Below are 13,790 nucleotides of genomic sequence, written 5' to 3'. Positions count from 1 at the left end.
CCATCTCAGGTAAGCCGCAGGAAAAACGGGATGCGCCGCAAGATCACCGTTGCAACCCAACTCATTCCGAAGGTGGTCAAAGTAGCAACCAACCGATCAACTTCCGGTCCGGCGAACTTATAGGTCACCAGCATGAAGAACGGGTGCAGCAGGTAAATGCCAAACGCAAGTTGCCCCAGCTTTGGCAACCATTTGTGCTGCATCGGCACCCGCCAAAACGCCTCAAACAGCAGCACAGCGGCGAAAATCGTCCAGGCCCAAGGTGCAGCTTCGGTCACCAGATAAGCGCCCACGGCCATCACCGCCCCGGCGATCATCGGCCAGACCGAGCGTCCCATCGGATGCGCCACCCCCACCAGCAAGCCCATTGCGTAAACCGGCAACGAGTACAGCCACTGCGTCAACGGCGCGGGCGGCATGTAGACATGCATCGCCCAGAACATCGGCACCGACAGCACCACCAGCGCAATCAATGCCGCAGCCAGCCGTCCCGGTGTTGTCACCGCCCTGCCCACCGGCTTGACCAACAGCATCGCCAGCATGACAAACGGCAAGAACCACAGATGGATCGCTGATCCGACGAACAGCGTCCAAGGGTCTGTCAGCAACCGCCACTTGTCCGGCGAATCCGACACCTTCAGATCAACCAGCCTGAAAAACGCCGACCAGAACAGCCACGGCAGCAACAGGCGCTCCGCCCGACTGCGGAAATTATACGTCCCACCCGAACGCTGAAATGACTGCATTGCCAGAAATCCGGTCAACACCAGAAACAGCCCCAGCGACAGATGGCCGACCCAGTCGTCCTCCAGCGCATAGGCATGCGCCGCCACGATGCCGAAACAGGCAAGGAAGCGGGCCAGATCAACCGATTGACGATGACTGCTGGTCTTGTTCATGGGTTTTGGCTAATCCATAACGGCTTGGCGATGCAACTCTCTCCATGCTGCAAATGCGAAACAGTGTGTTCGCATATGCCTTGAGACCCGCCACGCTACGGCCATATTGCTATGCGAGCCATCCGGCGATGCGTGAGGGTCCTGTGCAGTTTCGATTTGATACGACCACAATTACGGTGAATATCGCCAATCGCGCCGCCTTGCTGGCAGCGGTGGCTCAACGCTTTGCAGATCGGCAAGGCTTTGCACTGGCCACGATCAACCTTGATCATCTGGTGAAACTGCGCGCCTCGCCTGCGTTTCGCGCCATCTATGCTGCACAAGATTTCGTGGTGGCCGATGGCAATCCCATCGTTTGGCTCTCCCGTTTGGCCCGTCGCCCGGTCGAACTGGTTCCCGGTTCCGATATGGTCGTTCCACTGGTGCAACTGGCGGTGCAGTCCGGCTGCCGCGTCGCACTGATCGGCACCACCGATGCCGCCCTCGCCACCGCCGCAAGCCATCTTGAATCGCTGATCCCCGGCCTGAAAGTCGCCCTGACCATCGCCCCGCCAATGGGCTTTGACCCCCACGGCCCCGACGCCCGCAACATCCTCGCCCGCCTTGCCACCGCGGAAATCGGTTTCTGCGTCATCGCTTTGCCCGCTGGCAAGCAAGAGACCATCGCCGCCCTTGGCCGCAGCCTTGCCCCACATACAGGGTTCGCCAGCTTCGGTGCCGGGCTCGATTTTCTTGCAGGTAGCCAGACCCGCGCGCCGCGCTGGATGCGTGCCTTGGCGATGGAGTGGCTGTGGCGCGCGCTGTCCGATCCACGCCGGATGCTGCCGCGCTATGCCGCTTGCTTTGCCATCCTGCCGGGGCAAATCTTCGCCGCCCTGAACCTACGCTGACTACTTATACTCGATCAGCCCGCGCCTGCGCCCACGCAGCCGGTTCCCCCAATAGCTGATCACCCCCCGCGCTTCGGCAAACTTGCCCACGACCGTGAAAAACCCCCAGGCAAAGCCGCCACGCCGGGCCAATCGCAGCACCTGCGCCGGATAGACCAGCGCCAAAAGCCAGCCCAGCGGATGCAGCAGCCCCGCCAGAACCACCCCCAAAGGCAGCGCGATCCCCCATAAAACCGCCCGCCGCACCTCAACAACCCAATGCCGCTCCGGCGCCGCCCCATAGCGCGCCGCCCCCTCGGTATAGGCATAGCCCGCCCGCACCATCCGCTGCCACCACTGGCCAAACCGCAGCAGGGCCGCGTCATGCAGCGTCATCTCGGCGTCAATGCGCCAAACCTCGCCCCCGGCCCGCCGCAAGCGCAGGCACAAATCCGGCTCCTCGCCCGCGATCAGACTGGCGTCATAGCCCCCCACCGCCTGCACTGCCGCAAACCGCATCAGCGCGTCGCCGCCACAGGCCAGCGCTTGCCCCACCGGCGTATCCCACTCCACATCCGCCAGACGATTGTAGACCGACGCCTCGGGAAAACGCTCACGCCGCCGCCCACAGACCACAACCGCCCCCGGATGCGAAGCAAACCCCGCCAGAGCCGCCGTAAACCACTCTGGCTGCACCTCGCAATCGCCATCGACAAACTGCACGAACTCTGGCGCATCCAGCACCGCAAGCCCCGCATTGCGCGCCCGCGCCGCCGTGAAGCCAAGCCGCATGTCCAGCGCCACTACCTCGGCCCCCAAATCCCGCGCCGCCGCGACAGATCCATCCGACGACCCTGAATCCACATAGACCAGCCGCCGCACCCGGCCTTGCAGCGACCGCAGGCAGGCGATCAGCCGCGCGCCCTCGTTGCGCCCGATCACCACCGCGTCAATCACCGCATCCTGCATCAAGCGCCCCCTGAACTTATGACAATCTAAGGCCATGTTTGCGCCTTGGCTATGCCCCGCTGCACCCGCAGCATGGCCCGCAAGTCTTTCATTTTGAGGCAGGTTCAGCTATGTATCACCCTTCTGGGCAGGGGCCCGGACGAATCCGTGCTGGCCAAAGCTTTCGCGTTGCGCGGCTAGTCTGGTTTTCCATCTCCCCCCTGTTGAAGGGCAGCTTTTTGTTGTGTTGGTTGCGCCCGTGTTTGGCGCAAAGGTGTCGGAGCATGTCTTTCGGATGAGCAGATACAATATCTTGACGCCACGGCCCGGTGGCCCCGTAGATCTGGAGCTTTCGGCCATGCCTGCCGACGAAACCAACCCCCGAAAAGTCGGTAAAGCCACCGGGGTTTCGCTGTTCCGCACCGGGCAATCTGCACCTCCACAAGAGGTTTCCCCCGATCTTCAGACCGGGCGTGAGATCTTTTCCAGTAGTCTGCCCGCTCTGTTCAATCCGGCACGGGTCTGGGAATCGCTCAGCCCGCTTCATGCCGCCCCCAAGTCAAAAGCTGGAAACGGTTTGTTTCTGGAAGCTTCTGACCATCCCGCCGCCGTGGCATTTGACATTCTGCGCACCCGCCTGCTGCGCGGTCTGGCCGAAAAAGGCTGGCGGCGCATCGCTGTCACCTCGCCCACCCACGGCTGTGGCAAATCCTTCGTCGCCACCAACCTTGCCTTCTCACTCGCCCGTCGCCCCGCCAGCCGCACTGTGCTGCTGGACTTCGATCTGCGCCACCCCGAGATTGCGCAAATCCTTGGCGTCAAAGAAAACATCGCCCTTGCCGAGTTTCTTGCCGGCGATCAGCCCCTGGAAAGCGAGTTCCGCCGCTTTGGTCGCACCCTCGCGCTGGGTCTGAACACCAAGCCCATTGAGAAAGCGTCAGAGACCCTGCATGATCCTGACACCGTCTTGGCGCTGGCGTCGATGATCGAACAACTCGACCCCGAGGTTGTGATCTACGATCTGCCCCCCGCCTTGGTGAATGACGACTTGCTCGCGCTTGGCCCCTCTCTCGACGCCGTGCTGCTGGTCACCGATGGCACCAGATCCTCACCGCAAGAAATCCGCGCCTGCGAGAAGTTGTTTGAAGGCCGCATTCCGCTGCTGGGCGTGGTGTTGAACCGCGCGCAGGATTTCAACGCGGGCCGCTACCGCTACGCGAAAAAGACATAATTCATGGGTCAAATTCAGTCGCTTGAAGAACTTGTCAGCTTGCTGCTCCGCCGTCGCTGGATGATCATCCTGATCACCGTGGCGGGCCTGCTTGCCGCCGTGATCTTCGCCAAATCCCGCCCTGATACCTACGAATCCGCCGCCGTGATCCAGATCGAAGGGGCGCAGGTGGCTGAAACCACGGCGCAAGGCGCGCAGCCCGATGGCGGTGGCGCGGCACAAATCCTGCAAACCATCGAGCAACGCCTGACCACTCGGGATGCTTTGACGGCGATGATCGAGCGCCACAATCTCTTTGTCGATCAGCCGCAACTCGCCGCCGACGAAAAACTCGTTGCCCTGCGCAGCGCCGTTACCTTCCAAGCCGTCGACAGCGCCGCTGGCCAAGGTTTTGGTCAGGCCCGCAACATCTCGGCAATCATCGTCTGGGTGCGCTACGGCGATCCCGACACCGCAGCAGAACTCGCCAATGATTTCGCGCAAGGCATTCTGGATCAAAGTGCCGCCGGGCAGCGCGATCGCGCCGACAAGAACGTCGCCTTCTTCAAAGAGGAAGAAGCCCGCGTCTATGATCAGATCGCCAAGCTAGAGGCCGAGGTCGCCGCCTATAAAAACGCCCATGCTGACGCCATGCCAACACTGTCTGATGCCCGCCGCGATGAAATCGTCAGCCTGACCGACGATCTGCGTCAGGCCACGCAAGAAGTGGTCGGGCTACAAGGCGAACAAGCCGCCATCGCCGCCAAACAGCAGCAACGCGAAACCGACAAACGCCGCCTCGACGATATCGCGGCGCAAATAGACGTGCTGAACGCGCAGATCGCGGCGATCAACGCCCGCAAGGCGGATGTTGAAACTGCCCTCGCCGCGACGCCCGAGGTAGAGCGTGTGTTGGCCGGATATGACCGCCAACTGCAACAGTTGCAGGATCAGTACGACACCATCACCCAACGCATGGCCGAAGCCCAGACCACCCAGCGCCTTGCCGAACGGCAGCAATCCCAGCGCTTTACCCTGCTCGACCGCGCCTTGTCGCCCGAATACCCCACAGGGGGCGGTAAAAAGAAAATCGCCATCGCAGGCGCTATCGCCAGTCTGCTCGGCGCCATCGGCCTCGCCTTCCTGCTTGATCTGATCAAACCGATTGTGCGCACGGCCGCGCAAATGCACCGTCAGCTTGATCTGGAACCAGTGGTTTGCATCCCCGAAATCCGTGCCCCGAAAGGCCGCCTCGGCAGTGCCGCACTGCGCCTGATCGACGATCCCAAGCGCCCGATCTTCGGCCTGCCGCGCTTTGCCGTGCTCGCTGTCGCAACAACTCTGGCACTGGTGCTGATGGCCGCCATGATAGGCTGACGCCACCCGTGCAAAAGCCCGCCCCGGTGACAGGGCGGGCTTCACACTCTGTGTAAATCTCAGTAGCCGGTGCCGTGCACCACAACGCCCACCGTCGCCGCCAATACCTTCACGTCGGTCAGCATCGACAGGTCGGCCTCATAGGCATCATCAAACCCGGCACGGGCCTCAAAAGTGGTGCGGTTGCGCCCGGAAGTCTGCCAATAGCCGGTAATCCCCGGCCGCAACGCATAATAGGCCCGCCCCGGATACAGGCTTTGCTGGCTGATCATCATCGGACGCGGCCCTACCAGGCTCATATCGCCCATCAGCACATTCCACAGCTGCGGCAGCTCATCCAGCGACGACTTGCGCAAGAACTTCCCCATCCGCGTAATCCGTGGATCTGCCTTCAGCTTTTGTGTGCTGTCCCACTCCATCCGGGCTTCCGGGTTGGCGGCAAGGAATTCCTCCATCCGCGCGTCCGCGTCGCGCACCATCGAGCGCAGCTTCCACATCCGAAACCGCTTGCCGCCCTTGCCCACCCGCATCTGCGTATAGAACGGGCTACCGCCGTCGCGCGCCACCATCACGGCAGCAATCGCCACAATCGGCATCACCACAGGTGCCGCCAGCACAATCGCCACGATATCAAAAGCACGTTTGAAAAACTGCCGATACGGACCCCGCCCCGATGGGCAGGCCTCGACCAGTGACGCAATAACAATGTCGTCAGCCCCCTGTACAGGGTCAGCCGAGGCAGATCGGAAACTGTAGAATTCTTTGTAGTTTATCGTCATTGCGCGTCACCAAACGACGTATGACACTACCTTCCTGCCCCACCAACACGTGGGTTTCAGGAAACAAATCAAACGCCCGGAGACCCGGATTCAGTCTGATACTAGCAGTTCATTTGCCGCACTAAACAAGTACGCCCCCGTTGGCAATTTAGTCGCTCAGAGAGGGGCTGGCGACAGCTATTGATCGGAGGCGAACATATTTAAGCCGTTTTAACCAAGATATTTTGACATATTACCGCCACGATCTTGCCACGTTTCAACATAGCGCAACCCAGACGCGAAACTGTGAAATACCTCTCCGCCGCAGGTGCACGGTGAATACGGCAACGCAGCATCGGCGCGCGAATCACTCCGCACCAAGCTCCTTTGGCCTTACATCAACGCGGCCAAGCCATTGTTTCGATTTAATCAACAATTTCGTGCGACACTCAGTAGTGCGCAGCATCTTGTCGGCGCAAACTCAGTGCGGTGAACGCGATGATCGCCAGCATCCCGCCCAAAGGATAGGAAAGCAGCGCGTGCAATATCCCATTACCATGCAGTAGTGAGGCCGCCAAAGCGGTGATACCACCCGAGATTGCACTCATCAGCACGCCGACGATCATCATCTACCACACTTTCCTCAAACTAATCCTGACAGTTAAAGCCTTGCAGGATCACGAAACAATACTAGCGAATAATGTTGAGAATTTGTAGTAATGCTCCAAAATTCAATCTTGACGGGAGTAATAATCGGTTATTCGGAAACAATGCTCAGCAAATACCTGCCATAGTCATTCTTCTTGAATATATTCGCTCGTTCCAGCAGCGCAGCCTTATCAATCCAGCCCGCGCGATAGGCAATTTCATCCGGGCAACCCACCTGCAAGCCCTGCCGCGCCTGCAAGGTCCGCACGAAATTTCCGGCATCCAACAAGCTGCCATGTGTGCCGGTATCCAGCCACGCAAAGCCCCGGCCCATTTTCTCAACCGTCAAACTGCCCTCGGCGCGGTAGATCTCCAACAGATCCGCGATCTCCAATTCACCGCGAGAAGATGGCTTCACCTGTGCCGCCAGTTCCGGCGCGCGGCCGTCCAGATAATATAGCCCCGTCACCGCATAGTTTGACGGCGGCACCTCGGGTTTCTCGATGATCGCCTGCACATTGCCTGCCGCATCAAACTGCACCACGCCATAGCGTTCAGGGTCAGCCACCCGGTAGCCAAACACCGTTCCGCCCTCTGTTTTCGCCGCAGCCGAGGCTAAAATCTCCGGCAGCCCATGCCCGAAGAAGATATTGTCCCCCAACACCAGCACGCTCGGCGCGCCCGCCAGAAAATCCTGCGCCAACAGATAGGCCTGCGCCAAACCATCAGGGCTAGGTTGCACGATATAGGTTAAAGAAAGCCCCCACTGGCTGCCATCTCCCAACAATCGGATGAACTGATCCTGATCGTCGGGCGTGGTGATGATGGCAATCTCGCGCACGCCGCCCAGCATCAGCACCGATAGCGGATAATAGATCATCGGCTTGTCGTAGATCGGCAGCAATTGCTTGCTGACGCCCATGGTGATCGGCCAAAGCCGCGTGCCAGAGCCGCCCGCCAGAATGATCCCCTTGCGCGTCATACCACCAACTCCTGCAAAATCTTGTCCAAACCACTCCGCCAATCCGGGCGCTTTAACCCGAATTCTGCCAACCCACTACAATCGAGCCGCGAATTCAACGGGCGCTTGGCTGGCGTCGGATAGGCGCTCGACGGGATGTCCTGCACCACGCAAGTCAAGCCTGCCCGCGCCATGATCTCCCGTGCGAAATCCGCCCAAGAGCAATCCGGCCCACCGGCGAAATGCTGCACACCGCCCGGCTTGCCCGCAAGCAAACCCGCCGCCATCCCATACAAAGCATCGGCAATATCCGCCGCAGGCGTTGGCCCGCCAATCTGATCCGCCACCACGTTCAGGCTGCCGCGTTCGGCCCCCAACCGCAACATGGTCTTGACGAAATTCGCGCCATGCGCCGAGACCACCCACGAGGTCCGCAGGATCACAAAGCGACCACCCGCTGCTTGCACGGCCTGTTCGCCCGCCAGCTTGGTGCGCCCATAAGCCCCCAACGGTGCCACTGGATGATACACCTCAAACGACTGATCCCCCGCGCCATCAAACACATAATCGGTCGAGATGTGCAAAAACGGCAGCCCCCGCACAGCGCAAGCCCGCGCCATAGCCCCCGGAGCCTGACCATTCACCACCAATGCCGCCGCTTCCTCAACCTCAGCCTTGTCCACCGCCGTCCAAGCCGCCGCGTTGATCACCACATCCGCATCGCAAGCCGCAATCACTGCCGCACAAGCCGCAGGATCAGACAAATCCGCGCGGTCGCGCCCCAGAAACGCTGCCGAGACGCCCAAAGGCAACCGCCGGGCCAATTCCCGCGCAACTTGACCAGTCTGGCCAAATACCAGTGTTTTCACCCCTTCACCCCCAGCCGCACACCCACGCCGGCGCGCGCCTGCAACGGCTTCCACCACGCCTCATTGTCCAGATACCATTGCACGGTTTTCTCCAGACCTTCCTCAACCGTCACGCTGGGCCGCCAGCCCAATTCTTCGCGAATGCGCGAAGGATCAATCGCATAGCGCGCGTCATGGCCAGGACGGTCGGTGACATAGGTGATCTGATCGGCATAAGAGCCCGAAGCCTTGGGCCGCTTGGCGTCCAGAATGCCGCACAAAGTCCGCACCAGTTGCAGATTGCTGCGCTCATTCTCGCCACCGATATTATAGCTGCGCCCCAGCTTGCCCTTTTCCACCACCAACAGCAAAGCATCGGCGTGATCCTCGACATAAAGCCAATCGCGCACGTTTGATCCATCGCCATAGATCGGCAACGGCTTGCCCGCCAAAGCGTTCAAAATCACCACAGGGATCAGCTTTTCCGGGAAATGGAATGGCCCGTAATTGTTCGAGCAATTCGTCAGCACCACCGGCAGCCCGTAAGTTTCATGCCAAGCCCGCACCAAATGATCGCTGGCCGCCTTGCTGGCCGAATAGGGGCTGCGCGGATCGTAAGAGGTATCTTCGGTAAATTGCCCCTCAGCGCCCAGTGAGCCAAACACCTCGTCCGTGCTGATATGGTGAAACCGGAAATCGGCAGGCTTGCCCGCGCCAACCCAATAGGCCCGCGCCGCTTCCAGCATATTATAGGTGCCGTTGATATTGGTCAGGATGAAATCCCCCGGCCCATCAATACTGCGGTCGACATGGCTTTCGGCCGCCAGATGCATCACCACATCCGGGCGGTGGATATTGAAAATCTCATCCAGCCGCACGCGATCGCGAATATCCGCCTGCTCAAAGCTGTAAAGGTTCGACCCCGAAACGCTCGCCACATTCTCCAGACAGGCCGCATAGGTCAGCGCATCCAGATTGACCACCTCATGCCCGCGCGACACCGCCAACCGCACCACAGCCGAGCCGATAAACCCCGCCCCACCCGTCACCAGTATCTTCATGCTGCAACCCATTCAAACGGCGTCGCCACATCACGCATCAACGGTGCCACCGCATCCTTGCCCGACAAGACCGGAGCCCCCGCAAGCCCCCAATCAATGCCAATCTCAGGATCATCCCAGCGCACGCCACCATCACAATCGGGCGCATAGACATCGGTGCATTTATACTGCACCTCGGTGTTCGCTGCGCGCGTCACGAAGCCATGCAGAAATCCCTTCGGGACCAGTAGCTGCCGACCATTCGCCGCCGACAACTCCACGCCCACCCATTTCCCAAAGCTGGGCGAGCCGCGCCGGAAATCCACGGCCACATCAAAGATCAGTCCAGCCGTGCAGCGTACCAGCTTGTCCTGCGCATGCGGCGGTGCCTGATAGTGCAGCCCCCGCAGCGTGCCGATCTGCGCCGACATCGAGTGATTGTCCTGCACAAATTCCAAGCCGCCCAACCCAGCAGCGGCCATCGTCGCAGCATTCCACGTCTCGGAAAACCAACCGCGTTCGTCGCCAAACCGCTTCGGCGTCACGATCAACACCCCTGCCAGCGCCGTTTCTTCAATCTGCATATCTCAAACCCATTCGCAACACTGCCACCAAGCTCTAACGCAGCTTTGCGGCTGGACCCAGACCGAACTATGACTTCAGAGCATCCCCAGCATATCGGCATTCACCCAAAACGCCAAAGCCACCAGGGCCCCCGCCAGCGCGAACAGCACAATATCATTCACCGGATCCCAAGCCCGATGCTTGTGCGCCAGCAAGATCACCGCCGGATGCAGCGCCAGCAAAGCCACGGCCTGCGCCAGCAGCGCGCCCTCCAGCCCGCCATGCGTGACGCCCACCAGAAACGCCACCGTCTGCACCAAGGCTTTCAACGCCTGAAGCCAGAAGTAATTCCGCCCATCGCCCGCAGCCAAAGCCGACTGATCATAGGTGATGCCAATGGTCTCTGGCATCTGGATCAGCGCCACCATCACCACGATGAACCCCGCCGCCGCATAGCGCTCATCATACAAGATGCCCACCAACGGCACCCCGATCACCGCCAGAAACCCCAACAACAGCAGCGTTCCGCCCGAAATCGCCCAGCGCAGCTTGCGCATCTTGGCGAAATTCGCCGCCGAATCTGCCGGGTGATGGTCGCGGTACAGCGGAATCATGATCCGGCTGTTGACCGATCGCGCCAGCAGCAACGGGAACGAGGCAAGGAAATAGCCGATGTTGTAAATCCCCAGTTCCTCAAGGCTCAGATAATGCCCGAAAATCGCCTTGTCGCCCTGTGCCAGCGCAAAACCGCAGGCGGTCGACATAAAGATCCACTTGCCGAAATGGATCAACTCATGCCCCGCCGATTTATCCCAGTGAAAGCGGTTGCGCGGCCCCGGCAAATACACCCAGGTCAGCACCAGCTTGGCCAAAGACCCGACAATCGCGCCAATCACCAACCCCCAGACCGAATGCGTCGCAAGCGACAGCACCACCATCGCCACCATCCCGATCGCCTGCGCGATCAGATCCAGCAGCGTCACCCGCCCCAGCAGCAAATGCCGGGTCGCGGTATCAATCCGCGTCGGATTGAACCCCGAAATGAACAGCGAAACCCCCGCTACCGGCAACAGATACATCAGCTCTGGGGCATGATAAAATTGCGCCAGCGGCCAAGCCAGACCACAGGTCACCAACCACAACATGGTGCCGCGAAAGGCGTGAATGGTGAAAGCGGTATTCAGAAAATCCGGGTCATCGCCGCGTTTGTTCTGCGCAATCGACGCGCTCACACCGACATCCGAAAACATCACCATGCCGACCAGCACCACCGACACCAGCGCCATCACCCCAAAAGCATCCGGTGCCAGAATCCGCGTCAGGATCAGGTTTGAGCCCAGCCGCATCACCTGCGTCAGCGCATAAGACCCCGCGGTGAAAGCCGAGCCGCGCAGCGCCCGCGCAAACAAACTTCTTCCCGCCGGGGCGGCACCGTTCAGCTCAGACATCCAGCAAACCCCTTAACACTTTGCCGCGACCCTAGGCGGATGTAGCCAACCCGTCAATGAAGGCGGATTTGGCAACAATCTATAGCTGAGTTGGCCGAAAATGCCTTACTCTTGCCAAAAGCCGTGCCTATTGACCAAGGCCAAGACCCAATATGGTGCCGCATGAAGATTGCCTATCTGATCAACACTTACCCGAAGCCCTCCCATACCTTCATCCGGCGGGAAATTGCGGCGCTGGAGGCGCTCGGCTGGCAGGTTCACCGCTTTGCCATGCGCTCGGATCGTGCAGCCCTGGTCGATCCCGTCGACATCATCGAAGACAACAAGACCGAACATGTGCTGGAGATCGGTGGCAAACGACTGTTGTGTTCCAGCCTCGGCTGGATGATCAGGCATCCAAGACATACGCTTGCGGGGCTGGCCATGGCGATCCGCTGCGGCTTGAAAGGCAAATCCGGCGGCCCCGGCACCGGCGGTCTGCCGCGCCATCTGATCTATCTGATCGAAGCCGCCCATATCGCCCGCCGTGCGCGCAAGCTCGGCCTCCGCCACATCCATGCGCATTTCGGCACCAACTCCGCCACCGTGGCCATGCTGGCCGAAGCGCTTGGCGGTCCCGGCTTCAGCTTCACCGTCCACGGCCCGGAAGAATTCGACGCCCCGCGCGGCTTTTCTTTCCCCGAAAAGATCGCACGCGCCCGCTTCACCGTCGCAATTTCCAGCTTTTGCCGCAGCCAGCTTTACCGCTGGAGCCAGATCCCGGAATGGCCGAAGATCAAAGTCGTGCATTGCGGGGTCGAGATTGCTGGCTACCCCGCCCCTGCGCCAATGCCCGAAGGCGGCCCGCATCTGGTCGCCATCGGCCGTCTGTGCGAGCAAAAAGGCTTCCCCGTGCTGATTGAGACCATGGCCATCGCCGCCAAACGCCTGCCCGGCCTGACCCTGACGATCTGCGGCGATGGCGAGTTGCGCAGCCTGATTGAGAGCGAAATCACCCGCCACGGAATCGAAGACCGTATCAAAATCGCCGGATGGGTTGACGAAACCGGTGTGCGCGCCGCCATCGCCGCCGCCCATGCACTGATCCTGCCCTCGCTTGCCGAAGGCCTGCCGATGGTGGTGATCGAGGCGATGGCCTGCGGCCGCCCCGTCATCTCCACCTGCATCAACGGCGTGCCCGAACTGCTGACCCCCAAAGAAGGCTGGCTGGTTCCGGCAGGCGATGCCACCGCCCTGGCCGATGCGATTGTCGAACTTTCCAACACTCCGATCGACGTGCTGGCCGAAATGGGCCTTGCCGCCCGCGCCCGCGCCATGTCACGCCATGATGGCAACGCCGAAGCCGCCAAACTCGCCGCGCATTTCACAGAAGCACTGAGATCCGTCGCCGTGACCGCCCATCCGCTGCACACCGAAACCGTGAACCACGCATGACCTACGCCATCATCTGCGCCAGCCACAGCGATGCAATCCTGAACGCCAACCTCGCCCGATCCCCGATGATCGCCGAGGGCCGCGTGCCGCTGCATCTGGAGCGCAACGCTCCCTCCGCCGCCGTGGCCTACAACCGCGCGATTGACGCCACCACCGCTGACATCCTGATCTTCGCGCATCACGACGTCTACCTGCCGCGCGGCTGGGAGAACCTGCTGACCCGCCGCCTGCGCGAATTGGAAGCGCATGATCCGAACTGGGCGCTTTTCGGCCCGTTCGGCGTGGGGCTTGATGCCAGTCACATCGGCCCGGTCTGGTCCTCCAGCATCGGCCTGATCGTCGGGCGCGTCCCCACCACGCCCGCCGAAGTGCAATCCTATGACGAAATGGTCATCATCCTGCGCCGCGCCGCCAACCTGCGTTATGACGAGAACCTCCCCGGCTGGCACATGTATGGCACCGACATCGTCACCACCGCCCGCACCGCAGGGCTGCACGCCTATGCCGGCGCCCTGCCCACCATCCACAACGACCGCTACCACGACCACCTGCGTGACGATTTCGTCGAAGCCTACACCGCGATGCGCCACAAATGGCGCGACCATCTGCCCCTGCGCACCCCGATCATCAAAATCAGCAAATCCGGCCTGCACCTTTATAAGAACCGCTGGCAAGACTACCGATCCGAGAAATTCCGCGCCAACATGTCAGTCGGCATTCAACACCCGCCCGAATACCTCGCCTCGCTCTGCGGCTGGTCCGACCTCACGGCCTCCGCTTAGTTCA

The 13,790-nt window shown here is 60.9% G+C and carries 14 protein-coding genes; 5 read left to right on the top strand and 9 right to left on the bottom strand.

Annotated elements, in window-relative coordinates:
• Window positions 1-5: 5 nt before the first annotated feature.
• On the bottom strand, window positions 6-899 hold the full coding sequence (locus U1A24_RS06290; protein WP_322321121.1) for an acyltransferase: 894 nt from the start codon (window positions 897-899) through the stop codon (window positions 6-8).
• Between the two features lie 128 nt (window positions 900-1,027).
• Between U1A24_RS06290 and U1A24_RS06285 the strand changes: the two genes are divergently transcribed.
• Entirely contained in the window at window positions 1,028-1,789 is a 762-nt protein-coding gene (locus tag U1A24_RS06285; RefSeq protein WP_322321120.1) for a WecB/TagA/CpsF family glycosyltransferase, read from the top strand.
• Here U1A24_RS06285 and U1A24_RS06280 read toward each other — a convergent pair whose 3' ends face one another.
• Window positions 1,790-2,737: a glycosyltransferase family 2 protein gene (locus tag U1A24_RS06280; protein WP_322321119.1), complete on the bottom strand. Its 948-nt coding sequence runs from the start codon at window positions 2,735-2,737 to the stop codon at window positions 1,790-1,792.
• Window positions 2,738-3,011: 274 nt separating this feature from the next.
• Here U1A24_RS06280 and U1A24_RS06275 point away from each other — a divergent pair, with 274 nt between their 5' ends.
• Both U1A24_RS06275 and U1A24_RS06270 read left to right on the top strand, forming a co-directional pair.
• Window positions 3,012-3,947, top strand: a complete 936-nt coding sequence (locus U1A24_RS06275; RefSeq protein WP_322321118.1) for a CpsD/CapB family tyrosine-protein kinase — start codon at window positions 3,012-3,014, stop codon at window positions 3,945-3,947.
• Window positions 3,948-3,950: 3 nt separating this feature from the next.
• A complete protein-coding gene (locus U1A24_RS06270) occupies window positions 3,951-5,303 on the top strand; it encodes a Wzz/FepE/Etk N-terminal domain-containing protein (RefSeq protein WP_322321117.1) in 1,353 nt (450 codons plus the stop codon).
• Between the two features lie 59 nt (window positions 5,304-5,362).
• On the opposite strand, the gene U1A24_RS06265 is transcribed toward U1A24_RS06270, so the two are convergent.
• The 7 genes from U1A24_RS06265 to U1A24_RS06235 all read right to left on the bottom strand — a co-directional run bounded on the left by U1A24_RS06265 (window position 5,363) and on the right by U1A24_RS06235 (window position 11,570).
• Entirely contained in the window at window positions 5,363-6,082 is a 720-nt protein-coding gene (locus U1A24_RS06265) for a sugar transferase (RefSeq protein WP_322321116.1), read from the bottom strand.
• 428 nt (window positions 6,083-6,510) lie between these two features.
• A complete protein-coding gene (locus U1A24_RS06260) occupies window positions 6,511-6,690 on the bottom strand; it encodes a hypothetical protein (protein ID WP_322321115.1) in 180 nt (59 codons plus the stop codon).
• A gap of 128 nt (window positions 6,691-6,818) precedes the next feature.
• On the bottom strand, window positions 6,819-7,691 hold the full coding sequence (rfbA, locus tag U1A24_RS06255) for a glucose-1-phosphate thymidylyltransferase RfbA (RefSeq protein WP_322321114.1): 873 nt from the start codon (window positions 7,689-7,691) through the stop codon (window positions 6,819-6,821).
• Complete coding sequence (gene rfbD / locus U1A24_RS06250) at window positions 7,688-8,539, bottom strand: dTDP-4-dehydrorhamnose reductase (RefSeq protein WP_322321113.1); 852 nt, start codon at window positions 8,537-8,539, stop codon at window positions 7,688-7,690. The genes rfbA and rfbD overlap by 4 nt, the downstream gene beginning before the upstream one ends.
• Window positions 8,536-9,579 carry a dTDP-glucose 4,6-dehydratase gene (rfbB, locus tag U1A24_RS06245; protein ID WP_322321112.1) on the bottom strand — a complete coding sequence of 348 codons (1,044 nt, stop codon included), beginning with the start codon at window positions 9,577-9,579 and terminating at the stop codon, window positions 8,536-8,538. The genes rfbD and rfbB overlap by 4 nt, the downstream gene beginning before the upstream one ends.
• Window positions 9,576-10,142 carry a dTDP-4-dehydrorhamnose 3,5-epimerase gene (rfbC, locus tag U1A24_RS06240; RefSeq protein ID WP_322321111.1) on the bottom strand — a complete coding sequence of 189 codons (567 nt, stop codon included), beginning with the start codon at window positions 10,140-10,142 and terminating at the stop codon, window positions 9,576-9,578. The genes rfbB and rfbC overlap by 4 nt, the downstream gene beginning before the upstream one ends.
• A 75-nt stretch (window positions 10,143-10,217) precedes the next feature.
• Window positions 10,218-11,570, bottom strand: coding sequence for an oligosaccharide flippase family protein (locus U1A24_RS06235; protein WP_322321110.1), 1,353 nt, complete (start codon window positions 11,568-11,570; stop codon window positions 10,218-10,220).
• Between the two features lie 162 nt (window positions 11,571-11,732).
• Between U1A24_RS06235 and U1A24_RS06230 the strand changes: the two genes are divergently transcribed.
• Together U1A24_RS06230 and U1A24_RS06225 are read left to right on the top strand one after the other, a co-directional pair.
• The gene (locus U1A24_RS06230; RefSeq protein WP_322321109.1) at window positions 11,733-13,004 is read left to right on the top strand and encodes a glycosyltransferase family 4 protein; all 1,272 of its coding nucleotides are present in this window, start codon (window positions 11,733-11,735) and stop codon (window positions 13,002-13,004) included.
• On the top strand, window positions 13,001-13,786 hold the full coding sequence (locus U1A24_RS06225) for a hypothetical protein (RefSeq protein WP_322321108.1): 786 nt from the start codon (window positions 13,001-13,003) through the stop codon (window positions 13,784-13,786). Before U1A24_RS06230 ends, U1A24_RS06225 begins: the two co-directional genes overlap by 4 nt.
• Window positions 13,787-13,790 lie beyond the last annotated feature (4 nt).

The sequence above is a fragment of the Cypionkella sp. genome (assembly GCF_034376685.1).
Lineage (GTDB): Bacteria > Pseudomonadota > Alphaproteobacteria > Rhodobacterales > Rhodobacteraceae > Cypionkella.
Note: the sequence above shows the minus strand (reverse complement) of the source record. Positions and strands in the feature narration are given on the sequence as shown.